The organism is Streptomyces himastatinicus ATCC 53653, assembly GCF_000158915.1.
GTDB classification, from domain to species: Bacteria; Actinomycetota; Actinomycetes; order Streptomycetales; family Streptomycetaceae; genus Streptomyces; species Streptomyces himastatinicus.
Genome location: NZ_GG657754.1, coordinates 2,490,480 through 2,515,155, shown reverse-complemented (window position 1 = coordinate 2,515,155; position 24,676 = coordinate 2,490,480). Strand labels below are relative to the sequence as shown.

Below are 24,676 nucleotides of genomic sequence, written 5' to 3'. Positions count from 1 at the left end.
TTCTCTTTCAGGAAGGTGAGGATTTGACCGAGCACAAGGACACTGCCGACATCGCCTGCCGGGTCGCACTCGTCACCGGCGCATCCGGCGGAATCGGAACCGCCATCGCACGGGCACTCGCGGGTCGCGGAACTCTGGTGGCCGCCGTGGACAAGGACGCCGACGGGCTGACCGATCTGGTGGAGAAGATGGCGGCGGACGGACTGACCGCCGTCGCCTTTCCCGCCGATGTCACCGACAGCGGCCGCATCAACGAGGTCGTCGACCGGATCGAAACCGAACTCGGCGCCGTGGACCTGCTGGTGAACGCGGCCGGAGTGATGCGCGCCGGATCCGCGCTGGAAATGTCGGACCGCGATTGGCGGGCCATCTTCTCGATCAATCTGGACGGTGTCTTCCACTGTTCCCGGGCCGTCGCCTCGCGCATGAAGGAACGCGGCGAGGGCGCCATCGTGACCGTCGCCTCCAACGCCGGACGGATACCCCGGGTCCATATGGCGGCGTACGGCGCCTCGAAGGCCGCCGCGTCCCTCTACACCAAGTCCCTCGGACTGGAACTGGCGGAATACGGAATCCGCTGCAACGTGGTGTCGCCCGGTTCGACCGATACCGACATGCTGCGTTCGCTGTGGTCCGCGGAATCCGACCGGCAGACCACCCTCGACGGTTCGATGGACACGTACAAGACCGGAATCCCGCTGCGGCGGATCGCCGAACCCGGCGACATCGCGGACGCCGTGGTCTTCCTCGCCTCCGACCGGGCCCGGCACATCACCATGCAGGACCTGTGCGTCGACGGCGGCGCCATTCTGGGGGTGTGAGAGAAGGCCATGGGCATTCCCGCCATCGCGCCCTATCCGATGCCGACCGCGACCGATCTGCCGAAGAACCAGGTCGACTGGCGGCCCGACCCGGAGCGCGCCGTCCTCTTCTTCCACGACATGCAGGAGTACTTCCTGGCGCCCTACGACCCGGGCAGCGCCCTGTACGGCGAGCTGCTGGCCAACACCCGCGCCCTGCGCGACCGGGCCACAGCGCTCGGCATGCCGGTGGTGTACTCGGCCCAGCCCGGCGACATGGACCGCGGCCAGCGCGGTCTGCTGTACGACTTCTGGGGTCCCGGGATGTCCGCCCACGAGCGGGACACCGGGATCGTGGAACCGCTGCGCCCGGCCGACCGGGACACCGTGCTGACGAAATGGCGTTACAGCGCCTTCGTCCGCTCCGAACTCCGTGATCTGATCCGGAAGTCCGGCCGCGACCAATTGATCGTGTGCGGGGTCTACGCCCATGTCGGCTGTCTGATGACCGCGGTCGACGCCTTCAGCTCCGATATCCAGCCGTTCCTGGTGGCGGACGCCCTCGCCGATTTCACCGCCGACCACCACCGGTCCGCGCTGGACTATGCCGCGCGCTGCTGCGCGGCGATCCACACCACCGAGCAGACGCTCGGCTTCCTGGCCGCCGAGAAGACCTCCGCCCGATAGAGGGGTGCCGACCGATGAGTTCCACGGAAACGTTCCGCGTGGACGCCACCACCGAAATCCGTGCCGATCCCGCCGCCGTCTTCGCCTATGTCAGCGACCTCACCCGCAGCGGTGACTGGAGCCCCGAGTGTCTGGGCGGGGAGTGGAGCGAGGGAGAGCCGTCGGCCGTCGGTTCCGTCTTCACCGCGCACAACCACCGGGAACCGGATGTGGTCGCCTGGGCGCCGGTCGTGCGCGGGGACTGGACCACGCAATGCGAGGTCGTGGAATCCGTCGCCCCGCGCGTGTTCAGCTGGGCCATGCGCACCAAAGACGGCCGCGCCCAGGAGAGCGTATGGTCGTTCACGGTCGAGCCGACGGCGGGCGGAGTTACGCTGACCCACGCCTTCTGGATGGGCGAACTGACCGAAGGCATGCGGGGAATTCTCCACGGCATGAGCGACGCCGAGGTGAAGAAGTTCCTCGACGACTGGTCGGACAAAATCGACGGCGATATGCGGCAGTCGCTCGTCCGTATCAAGGCCGCACTCGAAACCGCCTCCTGATGGCGAGGGGTGACGCCCACCGTGATTCTGCAACGCATCGGGAACAGGGGACTGTTCCTGGGCTCCTTCTTCGACGGGGCTGCCAAGAAGAGCCCGTACCAGAAAATCACCCTCGACCACGAACTCGACATCGCACCGGAGCTGGGCAGCGACCTCACCGTCTACGCCTGTGCGAATCTCGTCGCCGAAATGGCATCCGCGCTGCGTGATCTGCGGGTACGCCCGGGCGACAAGGTCGCCGTCTACAAAGAGGACGGCTTCGACATCTTCCTGCTCACCTGCGCGGTCGCCCGCGTCGGCGCGGTGCCCGTCGCCCTCTCGCCCAGCCTCACCGGCGAGGTCGTCGCGGAGCTGCTGGACCGCTGTGACTGGCCGCATCTGATCACCGACGAGAAGAAGCTGGTCGGCGAGTTGCCGCCGGATGTCACCAAGCGCTGCAAGCGGGTCTTTCTGGTGACCGGCGAGGCCGAGGGCACCACCGCGCTGCGGCGGGACCCGGACGCGCATCTGCGCCCGTTCACCCGGACCAGGACCCGGCGTCCCGCGCTGCTCACCCACACCTCCGGCACCACCGACACCCCCAAGCTCGTCGTGCACACCGCCCGGTCGCTGCGCGCCCGCTACCGCCCGCAGGCGCTCGGCGCCCGGCTGCTGATACGCGGCCGCGAAACCCTCGCCGTACGGGTGTCGTTCGTGCACTCGCGGCTGGTGACCGCGCTCGCCATCGCGCTCAAGCGCGGCTTCCCGATCGTCATCACCAAGGACGCCACGCCCGAGCGGATCGCCGACATCTTCGCCGAGGTCAAGCCCGGTGTGCTGGAGGCCCACCCCAATACGTTCGTGGAGTGGGAGCCGCTGGCCGACGATCCGCGCGGGCCGCTGTCCAACGTCCTGGCGCTGAGCAGCACGTTCGACGCCATCCATCCGCGGACCGTACGGAAGATCCTGGGCGCGTCCCGGCGCCGGCGCCCGTTCCACCTCCAGCTGTACGGACAGAGCGAGGTCGGGCCGACCGTCGGCCGTGCCACCTCGCGGCGGCGCGCGATGTCCGCCGACGGACGCTGCGTCGGCTTCCCGTTCCCCGGGATGACGGCGGTCCGGGTGGTCGACCGCAACGGCCGCACCCCAGGGCCCGGCGACCCCGGCTTCATCGAGGTCCGCTCCGACGGCCGGGCGCTCACCTACTTCGGCGAGGACGCCCGCTTCCAGCGGCAGCTGGACGACGGCTGGTGGCGGATGGGCGACGTCGGCTACCGCACCCGCTGGGGCTGTCTGCACGTCTCCGACCGCGAGGTCGACATCATCCCCGGCTTCGGCAGCGCGCTGGAGGCCGAGGACCTGCTGATGTCGCGGCTCGAGGGCCTCCTTGAGGTCGTGGTCGTCCCCGGCGAGGAGGGCGCGCCGACCCCGGTCGTGGTGACCCGGGACGGCGGGCCACTGGACCTCGCCCGCTGGGCGGAGGCGGCCGCGCGGCTGGCCCCGATGCGCCCGCCGGTGCAGCTGAGCCTGGACGAACTGCCGCGCACCGCCACCGCCAAAGTGCAGCGGCTGGAGCTGGCGCGGCTGCTGCGGGACCGGACCGCCGGGCCCGGGCCGGACACCCGGCCGACCGAATAGAGGGGGAAGGTCACCTTGTCGCAGCGAACGCAGCAGCGCAGCGCGCAACGGAAAACACCCGACCACGACCGCGTCTTCGGCTGGCTGGACGACCCGTCGGACGAGCGCGGGATGCGGTTCCGGCTGGACGACGGCTCCTGGCAGCGGCTCACCTACCGGGAGCTGGCGCAGCGGACCCTGGGCGCGGGTGCCGCGCTCGCCGACGCGGGGGTGCGGCCCGGCGATGTGGTGCCGCTGGTGCTGCCCGGCGGGGAGGACTTCGTCACGCAGTTCTTCGGGCTGCTCGCGATCGGCGCCACCCCGTCCGTCCTGCCCCTGCCGCTCGCGCTGCGCGGGGGAGAGGGCTACCAGAACCAGCTGAAGGCCATCACCGCCCGCATCCATCCGCGCCACGCCATCGCCGACCCGCGCTACCACGACGTGGTCGCGGAGAACGTCGCCCGGCTCGGCGGCGGCACCGAGGTGCTGGCGCCGAGTTACGCCGACCGCCCCGAGGAGGCGCCGCGCGCCTGGGGCGAGCTGGCGGTGCTCCAGTTCACCTCGGGCTCCCGCGGCTCACCGCGCGGACTGCGCATCTCGATGGCCAACCTGGCCACCAACCTGGGCATGATCCAGGGCTGGATGAACCCGGTGGGCTACGGCGCGGTCACCTGGCTGCCGCTCTACCACGACATGGGTCTCGTCGGCGGGCTGCTGGGCGCGCTGACCCTCCAGGTGGAGCACGCGCTGATGCGGCCCGAGCAGTTCATCCGGGACACCCGCGGCTGGATCGCCGAGTACGGACGCACCCCGTACTCCAACATGTGCATGCCCAACTTCGGCTTCGAGCGGGTGCTGTCGGCGGTCCGCCCCGAGGACCTCGAAGGGCTGGACTTCTCCGCACTGAGCGCCGTGGTCAGCGGCGCGGAGCGGATCGACCCCGCGGTGCTGGCCCGCTTCGCCGCGCTGCTGGGCCCGCACGGCTTCGACGTACGGGCGCTGATGCCCGCGTACGGGCTGGCCGAGGGCACCCTCGCGGTCACCGGGGTGAGCAAGTACCACGTCGCCCGGATGGTGCGGGCGGGCGGTCTGGAGCGGCGGCTCGGGGAGAAGCTGGACGTGAGCGAGGTCGTCGAGCTGAGCACCGTACCGGTCGACGAACCCTGGACCTGGCAGGTCTCCTGCGGTCCGCCGCTGGAGACCGCGCGCGTGGAGATCCTGGACGAGGACGGCGCCCCGCAGCCCGAAGGGGTGCTCGGGGAGATCTACGTCGAGGGCCCCTCGGTCGCCGACGGCTACGCCGACCCCGCTCCCGAGGACGTGGCCAAACTGCACGACGGCAGGCTGTACACCGGCGACGCCGGGTTCCTGCTGGACGGCGAGCTGTATGTGATCGGCAGGCTCGGCGACAGCGTGAAGATCAACGGCCAGAACGTCTTCGTCGAGGACATCGAACTCGAACTCGTCGCCTCCGGGGCCATCTCCCGGCGGTACGCGACCGTCGTCGCCGGGATCACCGGGGGCGAACCGACGGTGCTGGTGGTCACCGAACGCCCGCTGGGCGACCGGCTCGACGACGCGCTGTCCGTCATCGCGTCGTTCACCGGCGACGCGGCCCATGCCGAGGTGCTGTACGTCAAGCGCGGCACCATCCCCCTGACCTCCAGCCGCAAGCCCCGCCGCCGTTCGCTGTGGCTGTCGTACGTGGCGGGTGAACTGAAGGAGCGTAACGACTCGTGAGTGTTGTGGCCGCACCGGCGGAGCAGACCGCCCCGGCCGGGCAGACCTCCCGCCTCTTCACGGCCGGGCCGTTCGGCGAGCGGGTGGAGGACACCCGTAAGAGCGTCGCGGAGCTGCTGCGGCGGACCTTCGAACCGGTCGCCGAGCAGGCCGAGGCCGAGGGGCTCTTCCCGCGCGACGCGCTGGCCGAACTCGGCCTCGCCGGACTGTTCGAGGAGCGCTGGCGCGACGCGTCCCCGGCCGACCCGTACGGCGACCCCGGACTCGGTGTGATCATCGCCGAGGAGAGCGGCCGGCTCGGACACGCCAGCCTGTCCGTCGGGCTCAGCCTGCACTGCGAGACGGTCCTGTCCATCCTCACCCGCTTCGGGGACTCCCCGCTGCTCGCCGAGTACCGGGCCGGGGCGCTGGAAGGGCGGCTCGTCGGCTGTCTCGGCGCCTCCGAACCGACCGGCGGCTCCGACCTCAACGGGGTGCGCACGGTCGCCCGCAAGACGCCCGGCGGCTGGCGGGTCACCGGCGAGAAGAAGTATCTGTCGCTCGGCCTGGTCTGCGACGTCGCCCTGCTGCTGTGCCGCCTGGACGAGGGCTCGGGGCCGGTCGACGGCAGGCTCGGGCTGCTCGCCGTACCGCGCGACGGGCTCACACCCCGCAAGCGGCTCGACAAGGCGGGCACCTCCGCGCTGGACACCACCTGGATGGTCATCGACGCCGAGGTCCCCGACGAGGCCCTGGTGGGCCGCCGCGGCGGCGGACTGCTCGGCGCCACCTGGGGGCTGAACCACGAACGGCTCTCCATCGCCGCCCAGGCCGTCGGCGGCGCGGCCCGCGCCATCGGGCTCGCCACCGCCCACCTCCAGCGCCGCAAGCAGTTCGGCAAACCGCTGATCGAACAGCAGGCGCTGCGGCTGCGGCTGGCCGAACTGTCGTCCCGGCTGATCGCGCTGCGCTACGCGGTCTACAGCGCCGCCCAGGGCGTAGCGGTGCCCGGCGCGTGCGGCACCCGCGAGATCGCGGCGCTCAAGACCACGGCGGCGCGGTTCGTCGAAGAGGTCATGAGCGAGTGCATGCACCTGTTCGGCGGCCCCGGCTATCTCGAGGACGAGACGCCGCTCGCCCGCATGTGGCGCGACTCCCGGCTGGCCCGGCTCGGCGGCGGCACCGACGAGATGATGTGGGAGCTGGTCGCCGGGGGCCTGGTGCCCGACACCGCCGCCTACGACGAGGGTGTCGATCTCGGATGAAAACTGCTGCTGACCCGGAATCACCGGACAACTCGGCACCGCGGTCGCCGAGATCGCCCCGCGGCGCGGGATCGAGATCGTGCCGCTGGTGCGCCGCTCCCGCCCCGGCCAGGTCCCCTTCGAGCGGCTGTTCCCCTCGCTCGCCGAGGCCCGGATCGGCGGCGACGTACGCGAACCGCTGTGGGGGCTGACGGACGCGGAGCTGGACGAGCTGTCCGAGGACGTCGACGCCGTCGTCAACCTCGCCGGGGACACCAACTGGGCGGGCAGCGGCCGCGATCTGTACGCCGTCAACGTGCTGGGTGCCCTGGGCGGCTACGAGGTCGCCCGCGAGCTCCAGCGCCGCTCCGGGCGCCGGGTGGTCTACGGTTACGCCTCCTCGATCTTCGTCGCGGGCGGCACCCTCGGCCGGATCGCCGAGACCCCGCTCGCCCCCGACCGCCACCGCACCGCGTACGAGCACAGCAAATGGCTGGCCGAACAGGAGCTGACGCGGCGGCACGGCCCCGGTGAGCCCGATGTCCTCATCAGCCGGGTCGCCGCGCTGCTCGGCGACTCGCAGACCGGCGCCACCCGCAAGCGCAACTCGCTGTATCTGCTGGCCGAGCGGTGGGACGAGCTGCCCGGCCGGGTGCTGCCCGCGATGCGCGGCGCCCGGGTCGACGTCCTGCCGCGCGACCTGGCGGCGGGCACCCTGCTGGACGCGCTGGCCGGGCTGCACCGCTCAGGACCGCGCCCCGAGCCCGTCGTCACCCATCTGTCCGCCGGGGAGCGGGCCCCGTCCATCCGCGGCCTGCTGGAGGTGGCGCGCGCCCTGTCGCCGCTGCACTTCGGCAAGTGGCTGCGGCTGGTCCCGGCCTCCGCCGAACAGGTGCTGTGGCTCTCCGCCAACGCCGAACGCTTCCTGCCGCTGTCCCAGGCGTGGCGCAACAGCCTCACCGGACTGCGCTACATCGGGCTGGACCGGGTGATGGAGCGCGGCAGGCTGGCCGGACTGGTGGACGGCCCGCTGCCCGAACCCTCCACCGAACTGCTCGCCCGGCTGCTGTTCGACCTCCCGGCGCCGGGGCGTCCCCTGGCCCCCGCCGACAGCGGATTGTCGAGGTTCCTGGCATGAACGATCCCGGCATGAACGTGTTGATTCTGGGCGGCTCCGGGTTCCTGGGCACGGCCGTGGCGCAGGCGTGCGAACGGGACGGCGCCACCGTCCGGGTGCTCTCCCGCAGCGGCCGTACCGCCGTCGGCGAGGGCGTCCGCGGTGACGTACGGATGCCGCGCCTCGGCCTGTCGTCCGCCGATCTGGCCCGGGTCCGTGAGGAGACCACCCATGTGGTGCTCTGCTTCGGCTCGGTGTCCTGGACCTCGGGCCCCGGTGAGGTGCTGGAGACCCACAGCTCCGGGATGCGCCAGGCGCTGGCCTTCCTGCGCGAGCTGCCCGCACTGCGGCAGGCCGTGCACATCTCCTCGCTGCTGGCGCTCGGCCGCGCCAAGGGCCGCGTCACCAACCGCGAGCTGTACACCGGCCAGCGCTTCCGCAACTGGTACGAGTACGGCAAGTACTGCGCCGAACGGCTCGTCAGGGACACCCCCGAACTGCCCGTCGGCGTCGTCCGCTTCGGCCCGGTGCTCGGCCCCGCCCCGCGCGGCGGACGGCCCGACACCCGGCACGGCCTGCCGATGGTCTTCCCGCATCTGCTCGCCGGATACCCGGTGCACCTGGCCCGGCGCGGGGACTTCCCCTGCTGGATCACCGACGCGACCTCCGCCGCGCAGATCGTGCTGAAGGCGCTCACCACACCCATCGGCCGGTCCACCTGGACCTGGTTCGATCCGGCGATGCCCACCCTCGGCGAAGTGTTCACCGAGGTGTGCCGCCCCTGGGGCGTGGTGCCGAAGATCGTCGAGGCCGGACCGCTCGGCCGGTTCACCCGCCTGATCGGCGAACGGGTCGGTGCGCCGAAGGAGCTGACGGAGTACACCGAGCCGTGGTTCGACCTGGACGTGAACGTCCTCAAGGAGATCCCCGAGCCCTGGCCCGCCCCCGACCCCGACTACCTCGGGGCCACCGGTGAGGCGCTGCGCGGCGGTACGGAGAGGAGGGCCCTCGTATGACCGAGCAGGCGACCGAGCAACCGCGGTCGGTAGAGGTGTCGGTCGACACCGACGCGCACCCCTACTTCCGCGTCTACTCGGCGGGCAACTTCGGCGAAGTGGCCCCGCAGCGGCTCTCGCCCATGTCCTGGTCGCTGGTGGGCGACCCGATGGAGCGCGGCACCCGGGCGCTGGCCCGGCGGCTGTGGGGGCGCCCGGCCTGGGCCGAGGGCGGGCACTACGTCTTCGTCGGCTACTTCGGCTGCCGCCCCTACCACAACCTGGCCGCCTACTGTCATCTGTCCGCCTCCATCCCGGGACTCCAGCCGAGCGACGTCACCGACGCCTACTTCGAGGGCATCGACTCCCCGGAGGAACTCACCGCGCTGCGCTCCGGCCGGGTCCGCCAGGTCGCGGGCAGCGCCAAGCTGCTGGGCGAACTGCGCGACACAGGGCCGCGGCTGCGCTCCCTGGAGGAGCGGGTCGCCGAGCTGGAGTGGGGGCTGCGCGCCGCGACCACCACCGACAGCCCCATCGCGCTGGCCGGGGTGCTGCGCGACGCGCTGCCCGTCCTCGAAGAGGCGTGGGCGGTGCACATCCTGACCACGTCAGGACTGGTGCCGGTCACCGCGCTCCAGCGGCGCGTCTACGGCAAGCTGCTGCGGCACGGCAAGGAGATCGCGCACTGGCTGACCCGGCCGCGCGAACTGGTCTGGGACCGGCTGCACACCGCGGCGTCCACCCTGGACCCGTTCGGCCCCGGCGACTTCCTGGCCTCCTCCTTCTACGAGGTCGCGGACAACCAGGCGCCCTGGCAGGACTACGCGGTGCGGCACAAGCAGGTGGCGGGCGGCAGCGGCGAGGCGTCCGTGGCGCCGATCGACCCGGCCGAGGCTCTGGCCGGGATGGTCTCGCCCTGGCGCGGCCGTACCGTACGGTCGCTGGCGGTCGCCGTCGGCGAGATGATGGCGGGGCGCGAGCACTCCAAGTCCCTCGCGATGCGCACCCTGCACATCTACCGGCGGCTGCTGCCCGCGCTGGCGTCCTCGATGGGCGGCGACGCCGACCTGTGGCCGTATCTGACGATCCGGGAGTTCACCGAACTGGCCACCCGGCCCGCGCTGATCGAGCGGGCCCGGCCGCGGATCGAGGCCTGCCGGGCGGCGCTCGCCACCCCGATGCCCGAACACCTCGACCTCACCGGCGACGACGGGGTGATCCGGCCGTGGCTGAGCCGGACGCCCCAGGGGCTGCGCGGGGTGGCGCCCGGCGTCGGCACCGGCACGGTGATGACGCCCGAGGGCGATCTGCCCGACGATCCAGCGATCATCGTCTGCTCGTCCGCCGACGCGGACATCGCCCCGCTGCTGCCCTTCGCCGAGGGCGTGCTCAGCGAACGCGGCAGCGATCTGTCGCATATCGCGATCCTCTCCCGCGAGTACGGGATTCCGTGCGTCGTGGGCTATCCCGGCGCGGCCTCGCTGCCTGCGGGCACGGCCGTCTCCATCAACGGCAGTACCGGAGAGGTGAACATCCTTGACCCTTCCTGACTCCACCCGAGCGTCCGCGGACACCGAGACCCTGACCGCCCTGGAGGAGGTCTACGCCCAGGTCAAGCGGGTCCAGCGGGATCTGCGGCCCACCGATCGCATCATCCAGGACCTGGAGATCGACTCGCTGGCCACCCTGGAGATCCTGCTGGCCCTGGAGGAACGCTTCGGCGTGGCGCTGGTCGACAACCCCAAGGCCGCCACCATCACGACGGTCGGCGATCTCGTCGGACTCCTCGACGAACTGCGCGCCGACGCCACCACGACATGACGACGGGAGACGCATTGCTTCCCGAAAGCGACACCGGCACCGCCGCGTTCGACGTCCTGCACACCCTCGTCATCAAGGGCATGGCACCGGCCGACCCCCTGGTGGCGGGGTCCGGGCACGACCGCGAGGACGTCCTCGCCGAACTGGAGAAACTGCGGGCCGACGGGCACGCCACCCATATGGAGCGGCGCGGACTGTGGCGCATCACGGCCGAGGGCCGCGAGCGGCACACCGCGCTGATCGCCGACGACCTGGCGGGCGACGGCCGGGACCGGCTGCGACCGGGATACGAGCGCTTCCTGCCGGTGAACGACCGGTTCAAGGAGCTGTGCACCCGCTGGCAGCTCCGCGACGGCGCCACCAACGACCACACCGACGCCGCCTACGACCAGGCGCGGGTGGCCGAACTCGGCGCCGTGCACGACGAGGCCGTGGAGGTGACCGGCGAACTCACCGCCGTACGCCCCCGGTTCGGGCGCTACGCCGACGGGCTCACCGGCGCCCTGGACCGGCTGCGCGACGGCGACCACAAGGCGTTCACCGGCGTCATGTGCGACTCGTACCACGACGTCTGGATGGAGCTGCACCGCGATCTGCTGCTCTCGCTGGGGATCGAGCGGGAGGCCGAGGAACGGGCGGGGGCGGCGCGGTGACCGGCGCGGAGACCCCCGTGACCGGTGCGAACACGGTCTTGCGGCTCACCGGCGAACTCGGCGACGGCGACCGGACCGCGGTCGGCGGCAAGGCCGTCGGGCTCGCCGCGCTGCTGCGCGCCGGGGCGACCATCCCCGACACCTGGGTGGTGCCGGTCGGTGCCGAGCCCGCCACCGACGACCTCGCCCGGCTCGCGGCGGTCGCCCCGCGCTGGGCGGTGCGCAGCTCGGCCACGGTCGAGGACGGGGCGGCGCTCAGCTACGCGGGCATGTTCCGCAGCGAACTCGACGTCCCCGCACACGACTTGGCCACCGCCATCGCCGCCGTACGGGACTCCGCGCGCAGCGGCCGGGTCGCCGCCTACCGGGAGCGCACCGCGTCCGGACCGGTGCTCGACGTCGGCATGGCGGTGCTGCTCCAGCCCTTCCGCACCCCGGTGCGCAGCGGGCTGTGGCTGGGCCGCGGCCCCGGCAGGGGGCGGCTGGAGTGGGCGCACGGCAGCGGTGACGCCCTGGTCTCCGGCGCCGTCACCCCCGCCTGGGAGGAGTGGACGCCCGAGGGGCCCGCCGGGGGATCGGAGCCGGAGCCGCTGACCAGCGGCGGGCTGCCGGTCGGCGCGGCGTGCGTCGCGGTGCAGAACGCGCTCGGCATCCCCGCCGATCTGGAATTCGCCCTGCTCGAAGACGGTCTGGTGTGGCTTCAGTTCCAAGCCGATGACCACCGCGCTGGGGGAGTCGCCGCGGTCCGCCGCCGAAACGCCACGAGACGGATGGGACGGACGGGAAGGTCGTCCACAACCCCGCGGACTCCGCCGGGGCGGCCACCGCCCGGGCGCTGCGGCTGCGCGACATCGACGACCCCCGCTGGGAGCCGGGCGCGGTGCTGCTCGCCGAGCAGACCGACCCGGACTGGGTCCCGCTGATGGCGGAGGCCGCCGCCCTGGTCACCGCCGAGGGCGGGATGCTGTGCCACGCCGCCATCGTCGCCCGCGAACTCGGGGTGCCCTGTGTGACCGGGGTCGGCGCGGCGGCGCTGGAGCGGCTGGCCGCGGGCGGCCCGGTCGCGGTGGACGGCTCGGCGGGAACGGTGGCGATCCTGTGACCCCGGTACGCCAGCCCGCGACTGCCCCGGTGCGCGGGGAGCTGGCCGATCTCGCCGACGAGCAGCGGGAGTTCGGCGCCCTGGTGCGGTCCCTCACCGACGCCGACTGGGCCCGTGACTCGGCGGCGGACGGCTGGACCGTGGCCGACCAGGTGTCCCATCTGGCCGACACCGAGGAGGTCGCCCGCGACACCCTGACGGGCGGCCCGCGCGCGTTCGCCGAGGCCGTCCCCGCGTATCCGACCGCCGAGGACTTCACCGCCGCCGGATGCCGCCGGGGCGACGGGCTCTCGCCCGGCGACCTGACCGCCTGGTGGGACAAGGCCGGTACGGAGACCCGCCGGCTGCTGGCCGCACGCGCCCCCGGCGACCGCGTGGCCTGGGGCTTCGGCATGACCACCGAGGTGTTCGCCACCGCCCGGCTCATGGAGCACTGGGCGCACGGCCTGGACATCCGGGACGCGCTGGGGCTGCCGGTGGCCGAGACGCCCCGGCTGCGCCACATCGCCGCACTCGGCCACGCCACCCTGCGGTACGCCCTGGGCCGGGCCCGGGTGCGCCCGCCCGCGGACCGCTCCCTGCGGCTGGAGCTGACGGCGTACGACGGTACCGGCCACACCGTCGGACCCGACGACGCGACCGATGTGCTGCACGGCCCGCTGCTGGCCTGGTGCCGGGTCGCGACCCGGCGCACCCGGGGTTCCGCGACAGGGGAGCTGACGGCCGAAGGCGAACTCGCCGAACTCGCGCTGCTGCATGCGCGGGCGTATCTGTGAAAGCGAGGCAGGACGGTAGTGTGACGTCATGGTCAAGGTGGAGAAAGAACAGACAATCGCCTGTACACCGGAAGCCTTCCTCGACTTCGTGATGGACATCGAACGCTACGTCGAAGTCGATGACAAGGTCGGACCGATCTCCTGGGTGCGCAGGAACGGAAATCTCACCGAGTTCAAGTTCCAGCCCAAGCTGCCCGGGCTGAAGCTTCCGGAACCGAAAGCCATCGCCCAGATGCGGCTCACGCCGGGCTCGTGCATCGACATCCGGCTGGCGCCCTTGCCGCTGAACAAGTTCAATCACCGGATGGCCGAATTCAGCGCCCGGTTCTCCTGTGTGCCGGTGGACGGCGGCATCCGGGCCACCCGCATGATTTCCTTTCAGTTCAACCCGCTCACCCGCTGGATGCTCGACCCGGTTCTGCGGCGCACCATCCCCGTGTCGGTGGAGCGGGAACTGCGGCTGAGCAAGGAGATCCTGGAACGCGCGTAGTGACGCGACAGGGGGAAACCCATGGCTATATCGGCGGACGACACCCCGGCCCCGGCCGGGGAACAGCACGCGCATGTCATCGTGATCGGCGCGGGATTATCGGGGATCGCCGCCGCGGTCAAACTGCGGCGCGGCGGCATCACCGACTTCCTGGTGCTGGAGAAGGCCGACCGGGTCGGCGGGACCTGGCGGGAGAACACCTATCCGGGGTGCGCCGTCGACATCCCCTCGTCGATCTATTCCTTCTCCTTCCACCCCAACCCGGGCTGGAGCAGGAATTTCGTCGGCCAGCCCGAGCTGCTGTCGTACATCGAGGACACGGTGGAGAAGTTCCGCATCGCCCCGGCGCTGCGCTTCGGCACCGAACTGCTGGAGGCCGCCTGGTCCGGGGACCGCCGCCGATGGGTCCTCGACACCAGCCGGGGGCGCTTCGTCGCCCAGCACGTCATCTTCGCCTCCGGTCTGCTCCACGAGCCGACCACCCCGTCCCTGCCCGGGCTGGACGGATTCCCCGGCGACACGTTCCACTCGGCCCGCTGGAACCATGACGTGGACCTCACCGGCAAGCGGGTCGCCGTCATCGGCACCGGCTGCTCGGCCATCCAGCTCGTGCCGGAGATCCAGCCGCAGGTGCGCGAGCTGTACGTCTTCCAGCGCACCGCCGCCTGGGTGATACCCCGGCTCGACTTCCGGGTCCCGAGGCCCGTCCGGCGGCTCTTCCGGCACGTCCCCGTCACCCAGCGGCTGTTCCGCGGCGTCAGCGACGGCTTCCTGAAGGCACTGGCCCTGGTCATGCGCCGCCGAAGCTCCGCCCGGCTGCTCACCCCGGTCGGCAAGGGGCTCCTGCGGCGCCAGGTACCCGACCCCGAACTGCGCGCCCAGCTGACCCCGGACTTCACCGTCGGCTGCAAGCGGCTGCTGCTGTCGAACACCTACCTCCCGGCCCTGACCCGGCCCAACGCCCGGCTCGTGCCGCACGCCCTCGCCGGGGCGGACGGCAGCGAGCTGATCGCGGCGAACGGCGAGCGGGTGGAGGTGGACGTCGTCGTCTTCGGCTCCGGCTTCGAGATGCGCCATCCGCCGATCGCCGAACGCATCCGGGGGCGGGACGGCCAATTGCTCTCCGAGACCTGGAAGTCGAAGAGCCCGGAGGCATACCGGGCCACCACCCTGCCCGCCCTGCCCAACGCCTATCTGCTGCTCGGCCCGAACATCGTGATGTACAACTCGCTGCTCGCCCTCGCCGAAGCCCAGCTCGACTACGTCGTGGACGCGATACGCACCGCACGCGCCCGGGGCATCGACGCCCTGGAGATCCGGCCCGAGCCGTTCCGCTCGTTCAACGACGAGGTGCAGCGCGGCCTCGCCTCGACCGTCTACAACACCGGCGGATGCAGCAGCGTCTATCTCGACGAAAAGGGCAAGAACTTCGTCACCTGGCCATGGTCCACCAAAAGGCTGCGCAACGGCCTGGCCCGCTTCGACATCGAGAACTACGCGACGACCCCTGCGGAGCGCTGAATGTACGACTACACCCAGCCCTTGAGCCGGAGCGAGGCGAGCCGGGCCGAAGTACGGCAGCAGACGGACATCGAGCTGAGCGGCAAGGAATGGACCCTGCTGCCGGACGTGTTCTCCCCGGCGCATTCGAAGTCCAGCCTGGCCCATCTGTCCCTGCTGGAATTCCCGGTCGGCGGCACCTTCCTCGAAATCGGCTCCGGCATCGGACTGATCGCCGTCGAAGCCGCTCTCGCCGGCTGCCGCGCCGTATACGCCACGGATCTCAATCCGGCGGCGGTCAAGAACACCGAACTCAACGCCGAGCGCTTCGGCGTCGCGGACCGGGTCACCGCCGTCCACAGCGATCTGTTCGACGCGCTCCACGACGCACCCGCTTTCGACGTGGTCTACTGGCATTCCAACAATGTGTGGGCCCCGCCGGAACTCGATTTGACCGCTCATGAGCTGGCCTATGTCGACCCCGGATACGAGGCGCACAGGCGGTATTTCCGCGAGGCGAGGAATCACCTCGCGCCCGGGGGCCGGGTGCTGATCGCCCTCAGCAGCCGGGCCGGGCGCCCCGAACTGGACGAGCTGGCGGCGGCCGATGAACAGCGGCTGATCACCCTCGACTCCACCACCGTGGACGAGCCGGAAGGCCCCGTGGTCTACGAACTGCTGGAACTCGTCACGCGATAACCCGGTCATCCGGAAACACGGCACATTCCGAGAAGAGGCCCACTCTTGATCTTCGACAAGCTGCTGAGTCTGCCCAGTGACGCCGAGCCCTGGATCGTCGACCACCAGCCCATCGCCGTCACGGCCGAGGACGAGAAGGTACGGCCGGGCGATGTCGCCGACGCCGCCGCGCGCGGCGCGACCGCCCTGCGGTCCCACGGTATCGAGCCGGGACGGCGATGCGTCGTCTGGCTGGAGTCCCCGACCGACATCATCGTCGCGTACGCGGCCATCACCGCCCTCGACGCCGTGCCCATCCTGATGAGCCCGACCCTCTCAGGACCGGTCGTCGCCTCCATGGTGGAGAACGTCTCCGGCATCACCGCCGTCATCTCCACCGACGCCCGGCTCGGGACAAGCGAGAAGACCTTCCCGGACATCGGCACTTTCATCGACTGGCGCGACATCGCCGCCGAACTCCCCGACCACAAGCGGATATCCCGGCCCCGCGAGGTCGCCTCCGACGCCGCGTACGTCGTCGTCCACACCTCCGGCACCACCGGCACCCCCAAGCTGGCCGAATGCTCCAGCGCCAGCATCCAGTTCAACGCCCGCGTCCAGGCCGTCATCCACTGGCTGTCCCGGCTGGACGGCCATCTCGCCCTCGCCATCTCACCCGTGCACGGCCGGACCGTGGTCGGCATCCTCGCCGCCCTCATGCGCAAGGCGCCGCTGCTGCTCCTGGAGGACGACTCCCCGGACAACGTGGACCGGATGCTCAAGCGGCACCGCCCCACCTATCTGGAGACCCACCCCAACACCTTCCGCGCCTGGCAGCACCTCGCGCCCGGCGGCGCGTTCCGCTCGATCCGCTTCTTCGGCGCCGGATTCGACGTCATCCACCCGGACACGGTCAGCGCCCTGCTGAAGGGCTCGGACCACCGCTTCGCCGTCTGCGTCGAGGTCTACGGGCAGAACGAGACCGGGCCCGTCGCCATCCGCAGCCACCTCAAGGGCACCCAGAAGCCGCTGCGCGCCCTGCGCCGACTGCGCCGCGCCAAGCTGCTGCGCGGCCACCCGGCCGGGCCCCGCTTCCCGTTCTGCCGGGTCCGCATCGTCGACGACTCGGGGCGGCCCGTACCGTCCGGCACCCCCGGGCGCATGGTCGTCAACACCCCGGGCGTGTTCTCGGGATACATCAACCGGCCCGATCTGACCTCCAAGGACTACCCCGACAAACGCTGGTGGGACACCGGCGACTGGGGCACCAAATCGCGCATCGGACGCATCACCCTGATCGACCGCCAGGTCGACAAGGTCTCCGGCGCCATCAGCGGCATCGGCATCGAGGACATCCTGCTGGAGAAGTTCCCCGAGTTCCTGGAACTCGTCGTCCTGGAAAAGGACGGCACCCTCCAGCCCGTCCTGTCCCTGCGGCCCGGCACCGAATTCCGGCGCAAGGCATGGGAATCCGCGTCCCGCCGTCTCGCCGCCATGGCCGAGCCCGTCATCATCCCCGACAGCGAGTTCCCCCGGACCGTCACCGGAAAGATCAAGCGGGAGCAGCTGAAGAAATCGCTGGCCGAACAGCGCCTTTCCATAAGCGTCTGAGGGAGCGTGTCCATGACCGCAACCAGCGCGTCCGGCACGACGCCCGACGCGACGAAGATACCGCTCGGCACCAAGCTCATCGGGTACGTCCAACTCGGCAAGGTCCGGATCTACCACCACGCCTACGGCTGGATCCTCGCCCTGCTCCTGCTGCGCCTCGACGGCCGGGTCGGCGGTGACACCGCGGCCGCGCTCGCCCTGACCCTGCTCATGGTGTGCGCCACCCAGTGGAGCGGGGGCGCCGCCGATGACCTCGGCGGGTTCAGGGACGGCAGCGACGCCCGCAACTACGCGGGCCGCCCCGCCTCCACCGTGGCCAAGAAGCCGCTGCTCACCGGGGTGCTGACGGATCGCGAGGCGGTCCGGTTCGGGATCGCGATGTGGGTGATCGCGATCGCCGCCGGGCTCGGGGCCGTGGCCAGCCTGGACGGCACGGCTCCGCCGGCCGCCGTCCTGGTGATGCTCGTGGGGCAGATCGCCTCGGTGCAGTATTCGATGGGACTGAAACTCAGCTATCTGCCCGGCGGCCTCGAAGTCACCATCTTCTATGTCATCGGCTGTATCGGTCTGGTGCCGTACTGGCTGATCGCGGGCAAAGTCAGCACCGAATCCCTGATCGCCAGCGCCCTGGTCGGCCTGTGGTTCCTGCTGATCGTGTCCTACGGGAACGCGTCCGACAAAGAAGGCGACGCCGAGGTGAACCGCTACACCATGGCGGTCCTCCTTCCCTCCAAGGGGTTCAAGGTATTCCTCACCCTGCTCTTCGCCGCCAGCGTCACCCTTTTGACCCTGCTGTTCACCACGACGCGATTCGATCCACTCCTCGGGCTGACCGTCGTGCCCGTCGTCGTGCTCCACGCCGTGCAGCTCTATTACGGTGCCGGAAAGGAAGAGTGGCGAAAGGCGCGTTTCATCGGGCTCAGCTCGGTCGATCTGGGATGTCTGGGACTGGCGCTCGCCTTCGTTCTCGCATGACGGTCGGCAAGGGGAGCGCAGTGCAGTGAACGGCGATATGACGGCGGCCTACATCACCGCCCTCGGCGGTGCCGATGACATCCGGACCGGGCCGCTGCCCCGTCCGGTACCCGGCCCGGACGAGGCGCTCGTCCGGGTCGAGGCGGTGGCGGCCAACCACGTGGACACCTTCGTCCGCTCCGGGGCGTACGCCACCGAGGTGCCCTTACCGTTCGTCATCGGGCGGGATCTGGTGGGCACCGTCGAGACCCCCGCCGGAGCCTTCGCCCGCGGCGAGAGGGTGTGGTGCAACAGCCTGGGCCACGACGGCAGACAGGGCTCCTTCGCCGAGTACGCGGCCGTGCCCGTGGACCGGCTCTTTTCCCTGCCCGCCGGGGTCGACCCGGTCGCGGCGGTGGCCGTGCTGCACACCGCCGGGACCGCGCACCTCGGCCTGTTCCGGGAGGCCCGCCTCCGGCCGGGGGAGACGGTCCTCGTCGAGGGCGCGGGCGGCGGCGTGGGCAGCGCCGTGGTCCAGCTCGCGACCGCGGCCGGGGCGCGCGTCATCGCCGTCGACCGCGCCGAGAACGCCGAGTGGTGCCGTACCTGCGGGGCGGACCAGGTCCTCGACCGTGCCGACCCCGAGACCCCCGCCGCGGTCCGCCGCCTCGCCCCGGACGGGGTCGACGTGGCGTGGGACTGCTCCGGGCGCCATGACTTCGAGACGACGATCCCGCTGCTCGCCCGGGGCGGCCGCGTCGTCCTGATGGCCGGGATGGGCACGCGCGCCGTGCTGCCCGTCGGCGCCGTCTACACCCGCGACATCAGCCTCCACGGCTTCGTCATCAGCAACGCCTCGGCAGCGGACCTCGCGGACGCCGCCGGGACCATCAACCGCGAGCTGGCCGGCGGCCGGCTGCGCGGCAGGGTGCGTGCCGAGCTTCCGCTGACGGAGGCGGCGCGCGCCCACCGCCTGCTCGAGGGCCGCGAGGGCGGTGCCGGTGGCCCGGGCCGCATCGTGCTGATCCCCTGACCGGGATTCCCTGACCGGAAGAGAAAGGAAGGCCGTACGTGCCGCGTCTGCTCAGCAAGGAATGGTGGGAACAGCGATTTCTGCGGATGTACGACTCCTGGCGGGACCCGGTGACCTGGCATGTCACGGCGACCCCGGGCGGCCCCGGTGACCTGCGGCAGTTCAGGCGCCGCCGGTTCGCCCTGCTGGTCACCTACAAGCGCAGCGGCGACGCCGTCCCGTCGGCGATGTGGTTCGGCGTCAAGAACGGCCGGGCCTATCTGCGCACCGGCTGCGACTCCTGGAAGGTGCGCCGGATGCGGAACAACGACCAGGTGCTGTTCGCGCCGTCCAACATCCGCGGCAAGCCCAAGGGCGCCGTCATCCCGTGCACCGCGCGCATCCTGCCGGACGAGGAGAAGCCGCGCGCCGCGCGGATCATCGTGGACTCGTACGGCAAGGGCCGGAAGCTCTACGACCGCACGGTGGCCACGGTGTACGAGGAGGCCGCGTACATCGAGATCACCCCGAACGCCCTGCTGAAGGCCGAAGCCGAACGCGGGGAAGCGCAGCGCGCCCGCGACTAGCCACCGACAACACGACGCCGGGCGCGTCCGGGACCTCCCCGGACGCGCCCGGCGCCTTTGTGGGTCACTTCTCCCGCAGGCCCACCTTGGCGTGCAGCGCCCGCAGCGGCTTCGGCGCCCACCAGTTGCCCTTGCCGACCAGCCGCATGAACGCCGGTACCAGGGTGCCCCGTACCAGCGTGGCGTCCATCAGCACCGCGATCGCCAGACCGATCCCGATGGCCTTGAGATAGACGATGCCGGAGATCAGGAAGCCCAGGAACACGATGGCGATCAGCACCGCGGCGGCCGTGATCATCGAACCGGTGCGCTCCAGGCCGCGGGCGACCGACGCCACGTTGTCCCCGGTTCTGTCGTACTCCTCCTTGATCCGGGACAGCAGGAACACCTCGTAGTCCATCGACAGCCCGAACGCGATGCAGAACAGCAGCACCGGCACGGTCCAGGTGATCGAGTCCGTGACCACGAAGTCGCCCACGATCCCCTCCAGATGGCCGTCCTGGAACCCCCACACCAGCACGCCCAGGGTGGCGCTCAGGCTCAGGCAGTTGAGGATCAGCGCCTTGAGGGGCAGCAGCAGGGAGCCGGTGAAGAGGAACAGCACGGTGAAGGAGCTGGCGGCGATCACCGCGAGCGCCAGCGGCAGCCGGGCGTTCATCGAGTCGATGGAGTCGGTCAGCTCCGCCGCGGGCCCGCCCACCTGGACGGGGTAGGGCGCCCGGAGGTCTCTGATGTCCTGGACCAGCGCGCGGCCCTCCTCCGAGAGCGACTGGTGGCTCGGCACGACGGACAGATAGGTGCTGTGGCCGGAGCCGAAGCGCTTCGAGAGGTCCGTCGGCCGCTGCACCAGCCGTCCGTCGGCGAACGTCCCGGCCTCGCTGTCCACCCGTGACACATCGCCGAGCTTCGACAGCCGCTCGGCGTACGGGGCCACGTTCCGGTCGCCCGGCCCGGGCGTACGGTCGAGGACCACGTTGAGCGCCTGGGTCTCCTGGGCCCGGAAGTCGTCCCGGATGTCGCTTCCGACCTGCCGGGCCTGGCTCTCGGCGGGCAGCACCCGCTCGTCCGGCAGACTCAGCCGCAGATCGAGGAAGGGCGCGCCGAGCAGCAGCAGAAGCGCGGTGACGGCGCCCGCGACGGGCAGCGGGAACCGCATCACCCCGGTGGCCAGCCGGTGCCAGAAGCCCTCCCCGGAGCCGTCTTCGGCCTTCGGCGTGCGGCGGCGCAGGACGCGCCCCTTCTCGATGCGGTGGTCCAGCACCTTCAGCAGCGCGGGCAGGAAGGTGAGCGAGACGAACGCGGCGAGCAGGGCGGTCGGGATCCCGGCGTACGCGAACGAGCGCAGGAAGTAGAACGGGAACACCAGCAGCGCCCCGAGGGCCAGGGTCACCGTCACCGCGGAGAACAGCACGGTGCGGCCCGCGGTGCGCAGCGTGGTGGCGATGGCCTGATCGGTCTCCGCTCCCCGGCCCCGTTCCTCCCGGTAGCGCTTGATGAGGATCAGGCTGTAGTCGATGGCGAGGCCGAGCCCGAGGCCGGTAGTGACGTTGCTGGCGAGCGCGGAGACCTCGGTGAACAGGGTCAGGACGCGGATGACCAGCAGCACCGACAGGATGGTCAGCCCGCTGACCATCAGCGGCACCAGGGCGGCGACCACGCTGCGGAACACGAACAGCATCACCACCAGCAGGACCGGGAAGGTCACCGCCTCGATCTTGATGAGGTCCTTCTCGGTGGTCTCGGACATCTCCTTGTCGGCGAGGGCGTTGCCGCCCACCCGGATGTCCAGCCCCTCGGCCCGGTGCTCGTAGTGGCTCTCCAGCCGCTTGAAGGTGTTCTGGACCTGGTCCTCGTCGCCGGAGATCCGGGCCATCAGCAGCGCCTGGCGGCCGTCCTCGGCGCGCAGCGGCGCGGCCTTGCCCAGCGACCAGTACGACGCGGCCTGCTCGACCCCGGGCTCATCGGCGACGCGTTCGGTGAGCCGGGCCCCGGCGGCGGCCACGGCGGGGGAGTCCACGCCCCGTTCGTCGGATATGAGCAGGACGAGGTCCGGGGCGCCCGCCCGGAATCTGTCGTCCATGACCTGCGCGGTCTTCGCCGATTCCGTCGAGTTGTCGACAAACCCTCCGGCGGACAGCTCCTTGATCACTCCGCCGCCCAGCGCGCCCGCCACGACGAGCAGCACTCCGGACAGATACAGCACCAGTTTGCTGCGGCGGCAGGTGAACCGGGCCAGTGAGACGAACAATTGGGCTAACCCTTCTCGCGCTGCGGCTTCCCCTGCGAGCGGTTGACCCGCAGGGCGCGCAGCAGCGTGGACGGTGCGGCCAGGGAACGGGGGTGGGTGCGCATGTACGTCACCGAGTTGAACCGCACGGCGACGGACCGGTCCGTCACCGAGGCGTCGGCGATCTGCTCGGCGAACCATTTGCTGAGGCGGTAGCCGCGCGGATAGGGGCCCGTCACATCGGGCCGGGCGAGATCGGCCGCGGTGGAGATCTGCCAGGCGGCGTCCACCACGACGCGCTGGAGGGCGAAGAAACGCCGGGCGGGGGCGTCGAGGTCCGGCCGGGAGCGCAGATACTCCGACAGGGCCGAGGCGTGCAGGGTGGCCGAGGACATGCCCTGCCCGTAGATCGGGTTGAACGAGGCGACCGCGTCCCCGACGCTGATCAGCCGGGCGGGGAACCGGGTGAGGAGATGGAAGTCCCGGCGGCGGCTGTCGGCCTGGTGGTAGGGGAGGATCTCGCCGAGCTGATCGCCCGCGACCGCCTCGCGGTACACCGGCGGCAGCTCGCCGCACAGCTTCCGGAACTCCGCCACGTCCCGGATCGGCGGCTGCTTGCCGTAGTTGGCCAGGGTGATCAGCCAGCGGTCGTCCTCGATGGCGGTGATCGCGCCGCTCGCCACCCGCGGCGGGGTCGCGGTCGGGGTCCGGTAGGCGATGGCCGCGGCCAGCTCCGGGTCGGCCTCGGTGCGCCGGAAGTAGCCGGTGGCGTAGTCGATGTTGATGGCCATCCGCCGCATCGCGGGCCGCTGCCAGCCGTTCTTCTCCAGCCAGTCGCCGAGCTTGCTGGCCCGGCCCATGGCGTCGACGACGAAGTCCGCTTCCTCGACCCATTCGTCCTCGCCCGACCCGCCGCAGCGCACCCCGCTGACCCGTCCCGCGCGGAACTCCAGGCCCCGGGCGCGGCAGGTGAGGACCTTCACATTGGGCAGGGCCAGGGTGCGCCGCCGCACCAGCGACTCCAGGAACGGGCGGCTGCTGGATATCAGCCCCATCGTGCCGTCGCTCACCTTCGGGACGCCGTCGGCGTAGGCCCGGATGGTGTATGGCGACGAGATGAGCGCGCCGCCCGCCTCCGCCTCGTCCTCGAAGCCGGGGAACAGCCGCCGCAGCTGCATCCGGCCGCCGTGCATCAGGGTGTGCAACTGCCCGTCGTGCGGGGTGCCAGGGCGCGGGGCGGCGGTGGCGGGTAACGCGTCCCGCTCCACGATCACCACGCTTTCGGCGTGGTCGGACAGCACGCGCGCCGCCAGCATTCCGGCCATGCTCCCGCCGAGCACCACGGCCTTGCCCATCAGGACCTCGGTTTTGGCGATCGGCTCGTCCGTACTGAGCCGGGCGAACACACGGGCGGCTGACTCCATCACGAGACCTCCAGACCGGTTATATGCATCAACCAGGAACCGCTGGGTAGGTGCACGAATCCGTCTGACGAAGAGAGAGAAAATAGCTGTGCCTGCCCTGACCGATTCCGATGCCCCCGCCGCAGTCCGGCACCCCATGCTCCACCGCGCCATCAAGCGGCGCAAGAACCCTCCTCTGCGGCGCACTGACATCACGGTCACCGAGGAGAAGGACGTTCACCGCGCGGTCAAGGCGGCCGCGCTCGGGAACGCCATGGAGTGGTTCGACTTCGGGATCTACAGCTATCTCGCTGTCACCATCGGCAAGGTCTTCTTCCCCGGTGGGAACGCCACGATCCAGGTGCTGTCCTCCTTCGCGACGTTCGCGGTGGCCTTTCTCGTACGGCCGCTGGGAGGTATGTTTTTCGGGCCGCTCGGTGACCGCATCGGGCGGAAGAAGGTGCTGTCCTTCACCATGATCATGATGGCGACGAGCACGCTCGCCATCGGCCTCATACCGGGCTATCACTCCATCGGCTACGCCTCGCCCGCGCTCCTCATCCTGTTCCGCATGTTGCAGGGATTCTCCACCGGTGGTGAATACGGCGGCGCGTCCACGTTCATCGCCGAATACGCCCCCGACAAGCGGCGCGGTTTCTTCGGCAGTTTCCTCGAATTCGGCACCCTCATCGGCTACACCGCCGCGGCCGGACTGGTCACCATCCTGACCGTGACGCTCTCCGACGACACGATGATGTCCTGGGGCTGGCGCATCCCGTTCCTGGCCGCCGCGCCCATCGGACTCGTCGGTCTGTACCTGCGGCTGAAGCTGGACGAGACCCCCGCCTTCCAGAAGCTGGAGGAAGAGGCGTCCGCGGCGCACGAGCGCACGACGCTGCCGTTCTGGCAGGTGTTCCGGACCCAGTGGCGCGCGATGGTGCTGTGCATGGCGCTGGTCGCCGCGTACAACATCACCGACTACATGCTGCTGTCGTACATGCCGACGTACCTCTCGTCCACGCTCCACTACAGCGAGACCAAGGCCCTCGTCTCGATCATCATCGTGATGCTGGTGCTCATGGCGTCCATCACCTTCGTCGGACGGCTCTCCGACCGCGTCGGCCGCAAGCCCGCGCTGCTGGCCGGGTCCATCGGCTTC

Annotated in this window: 24 protein-coding genes; 22 read left to right on the top strand and 2 right to left on the bottom strand. The window is 70.9% G+C overall.

The annotated features are described in order from the left end of the window. The first annotated feature begins 23 nt into the window (after positions 1-23). Genes SSOG_RS09935 through SSOG_RS09835 form a run of 21 tightly spaced genes read left to right on the top strand, consistent with a single transcriptional unit; the run spans position 24 to position 19,887 of the window. A complete protein-coding gene (locus SSOG_RS09935; RefSeq protein ID WP_009714082.1) occupies positions 24-821 on the top strand; it encodes a 2,3-dihydro-2,3-dihydroxybenzoate dehydrogenase in 798 nt (265 codons plus the stop codon). A 9-nt stretch (positions 822-830) separates the two neighbouring features. Then, on the top strand, positions 831-1,487 hold the full coding sequence (locus tag SSOG_RS09930) for an isochorismatase family protein (RefSeq protein WP_009714081.1): 657 nt from the start codon (positions 831-833) through the stop codon (positions 1,485-1,487). A gap of 14 nt (positions 1,488-1,501) precedes the next feature. Continuing rightward, on the top strand, positions 1,502-2,032 hold the full coding sequence (locus SSOG_RS09925) for an SRPBCC family protein (protein ID WP_009714080.1): 531 nt from the start codon (positions 1,502-1,504) through the stop codon (positions 2,030-2,032). A 21-nt stretch (positions 2,033-2,053) separates the two neighbouring features. Beyond that, positions 2,054-3,649, top strand: coding sequence for a class I adenylate-forming enzyme family protein (locus SSOG_RS09920; RefSeq protein ID WP_039940914.1), 1,596 nt, complete (start codon positions 2,054-2,056; stop codon positions 3,647-3,649). Positions 3,650-3,664: 15 nt separating this feature from the next. Next, on the top strand, positions 3,665-5,368 hold the full coding sequence (locus SSOG_RS09915; protein WP_009714078.1) for an AMP-binding protein: 1,704 nt from the start codon (positions 3,665-3,667) through the stop codon (positions 5,366-5,368). After that, complete coding sequence (locus tag SSOG_RS09910; RefSeq protein WP_009714077.1) at positions 5,365-6,612, top strand: acyl-CoA dehydrogenase family protein; 1,248 nt, start codon at positions 5,365-5,367, stop codon at positions 6,610-6,612. Before SSOG_RS09915 ends, SSOG_RS09910 begins: the two co-directional genes overlap by 4 nt. A gap of 19 nt (positions 6,613-6,631) precedes the next feature. Next, on the top strand, positions 6,632-7,729 hold the full coding sequence (locus SSOG_RS09905) for an SDR family oxidoreductase (RefSeq protein ID WP_078510279.1): 1,098 nt from the start codon (positions 6,632-6,634) through the stop codon (positions 7,727-7,729). A gap of 11 nt (positions 7,730-7,740) precedes the next feature. Further along, entirely contained in the window at positions 7,741-8,724 is a 984-nt protein-coding gene (locus SSOG_RS09900; RefSeq protein ID WP_167542482.1) for an SDR family oxidoreductase, read from the top strand. Then, positions 8,721-10,253 (top strand): PEP-utilizing enzyme, encoded by a 1,533-nt coding sequence (locus SSOG_RS09895; protein WP_009714075.1) that lies wholly within the window; start codon positions 8,721-8,723, stop codon positions 10,251-10,253. Before SSOG_RS09900 ends, SSOG_RS09895 begins: the two co-directional genes overlap by 4 nt. Continuing rightward, entirely contained in the window at positions 10,240-10,524 is a 285-nt protein-coding gene (locus SSOG_RS09890) for an acyl carrier protein (protein ID WP_009714074.1), read from the top strand. Before SSOG_RS09895 ends, SSOG_RS09890 begins: the two co-directional genes overlap by 14 nt. After that, positions 10,521-11,177: a hypothetical protein gene (locus SSOG_RS50960; RefSeq protein ID WP_009714073.1), complete on the top strand. Its 657-nt coding sequence runs from the start codon at positions 10,521-10,523 to the stop codon at positions 11,175-11,177. The genes SSOG_RS09890 and SSOG_RS50960 overlap by 4 nt, the downstream gene beginning before the upstream one ends. Before the next feature lie 17 nt (positions 11,178-11,194). Next, complete coding sequence (locus tag SSOG_RS50955) at positions 11,195-12,100, top strand: PEP/pyruvate-binding domain-containing protein (protein WP_154685916.1); 906 nt, start codon at positions 11,195-11,197, stop codon at positions 12,098-12,100. Continuing rightward, entirely contained in the window at positions 12,058-12,279 is a 222-nt protein-coding gene (locus tag SSOG_RS09875; protein WP_039937063.1) for a PEP-utilizing enzyme, read from the top strand. Before SSOG_RS50955 ends, SSOG_RS09875 begins: the two co-directional genes overlap by 43 nt. Then, positions 12,276-13,055: a maleylpyruvate isomerase family mycothiol-dependent enzyme gene (locus tag SSOG_RS09870; RefSeq protein WP_050799834.1), complete on the top strand. Its 780-nt coding sequence runs from the start codon at positions 12,276-12,278 to the stop codon at positions 13,053-13,055. The genes SSOG_RS09875 and SSOG_RS09870 overlap by 4 nt, the downstream gene beginning before the upstream one ends. Positions 13,056-13,083: 28 nt before the next feature. Further along, positions 13,084-13,545, top strand: a complete 462-nt coding sequence (locus SSOG_RS09865; protein ID WP_009714071.1) for an SRPBCC family protein — start codon at positions 13,084-13,086, stop codon at positions 13,543-13,545. Positions 13,546-13,566: 21 nt separating this feature from the next. Then, entirely contained in the window at positions 13,567-15,066 is a 1,500-nt protein-coding gene (locus SSOG_RS09860; protein ID WP_009714070.1) for a flavin-containing monooxygenase, read from the top strand. Further along, positions 15,067-15,744, top strand: coding sequence for a methyltransferase (locus SSOG_RS09855; protein ID WP_009714069.1), 678 nt, complete (start codon positions 15,067-15,069; stop codon positions 15,742-15,744). A 45-nt stretch (positions 15,745-15,789) separates the two neighbouring features. Continuing rightward, entirely contained in the window at positions 15,790-17,334 is a 1,545-nt protein-coding gene (locus tag SSOG_RS09850) for a class I adenylate-forming enzyme family protein (RefSeq protein WP_009714068.1), read from the top strand. A gap of 12 nt (positions 17,335-17,346) precedes the next feature. Continuing rightward, positions 17,347-18,309: a UbiA family prenyltransferase gene (locus SSOG_RS09845; protein WP_050799833.1), complete on the top strand. Its 963-nt coding sequence runs from the start codon at positions 17,347-17,349 to the stop codon at positions 18,307-18,309. Positions 18,310-18,334: 25 nt separating this feature from the next. Then, positions 18,335-19,321: an NADPH:quinone reductase gene (locus SSOG_RS09840; RefSeq protein ID WP_009714066.1), complete on the top strand. Its 987-nt coding sequence runs from the start codon at positions 18,335-18,337 to the stop codon at positions 19,319-19,321. Between the two features lie 38 nt (positions 19,322-19,359). Further along, positions 19,360-19,887 (top strand): PPOX class F420-dependent oxidoreductase, encoded by a 528-nt coding sequence (locus SSOG_RS09835; protein WP_009714065.1) that lies wholly within the window; start codon positions 19,360-19,362, stop codon positions 19,885-19,887. 64 nt (positions 19,888-19,951) lie between these two features. Here SSOG_RS09835 and SSOG_RS09830 read toward each other — a convergent pair whose 3' ends face one another. Further along, positions 19,952-22,135: an MMPL family transporter gene (locus SSOG_RS09830; protein ID WP_050799832.1), complete on the bottom strand. Its 2,184-nt coding sequence runs from the start codon at positions 22,133-22,135 to the stop codon at positions 19,952-19,954. A 5-nt stretch (positions 22,136-22,140) separates the two neighbouring features. Further along, on the bottom strand, positions 22,141-23,538 hold the full coding sequence (locus SSOG_RS50260; protein WP_050799831.1) for an FAD-dependent oxidoreductase: 1,398 nt from the start codon (positions 23,536-23,538) through the stop codon (positions 22,141-22,143). Between the two features lie 136 nt (positions 23,539-23,674). Here SSOG_RS50260 and SSOG_RS09820 point away from each other — a divergent pair. After that, on the top strand, positions 23,675-24,676 hold a 1,002-nt coding region (locus tag SSOG_RS09820; protein WP_050799830.1), incomplete at its 3' end, for an MFS transporter.

Coding starts and splice junctions, on each gene's coding strand:
- SSOG_RS09930 (WP_009714081.1), top strand. CDS start 831: ATGGGCATTCCCGCCATCGCGCCCTATCCGATGCCGACCGCGACCGAT.
- SSOG_RS09925 (WP_009714080.1), top strand. CDS start 1,502: ATGAGTTCCACGGAAACGTTCCGCGTGGACGCCACCACCGAAATCCGT.
- SSOG_RS09900 (WP_167542482.1), top strand. CDS start 7,741: ATGAACGTGTTGATTCTGGGCGGCTCCGGGTTCCTGGGCACGGCCGTG.
- SSOG_RS09895 (WP_009714075.1), top strand. CDS start 8,721: ATGACCGAGCAGGCGACCGAGCAACCGCGGTCGGTAGAGGTGTCGGTC.
- SSOG_RS50960 (WP_009714073.1), top strand. CDS start 10,521: ATGACGACGGGAGACGCATTGCTTCCCGAAAGCGACACCGGCACCGCC.
- SSOG_RS09865 (WP_009714071.1), top strand. CDS start 13,084: ATGGTCAAGGTGGAGAAAGAACAGACAATCGCCTGTACACCGGAAGCC.
- SSOG_RS09860 (WP_009714070.1), top strand. CDS start 13,567: ATGGCTATATCGGCGGACGACACCCCGGCCCCGGCCGGGGAACAGCAC.
- SSOG_RS09855 (WP_009714069.1), top strand. CDS start 15,067: ATGTACGACTACACCCAGCCCTTGAGCCGGAGCGAGGCGAGCCGGGCC.
- SSOG_RS09845 (WP_050799833.1), top strand. CDS start 17,347: ATGACCGCAACCAGCGCGTCCGGCACGACGCCCGACGCGACGAAGATA.
- SSOG_RS50260 (WP_050799831.1), bottom strand. CDS start 23,538: ATGGAGTCAGCCGCCCGTGTGTTCGCCCGGCTCAGTACGGACGAGCCG.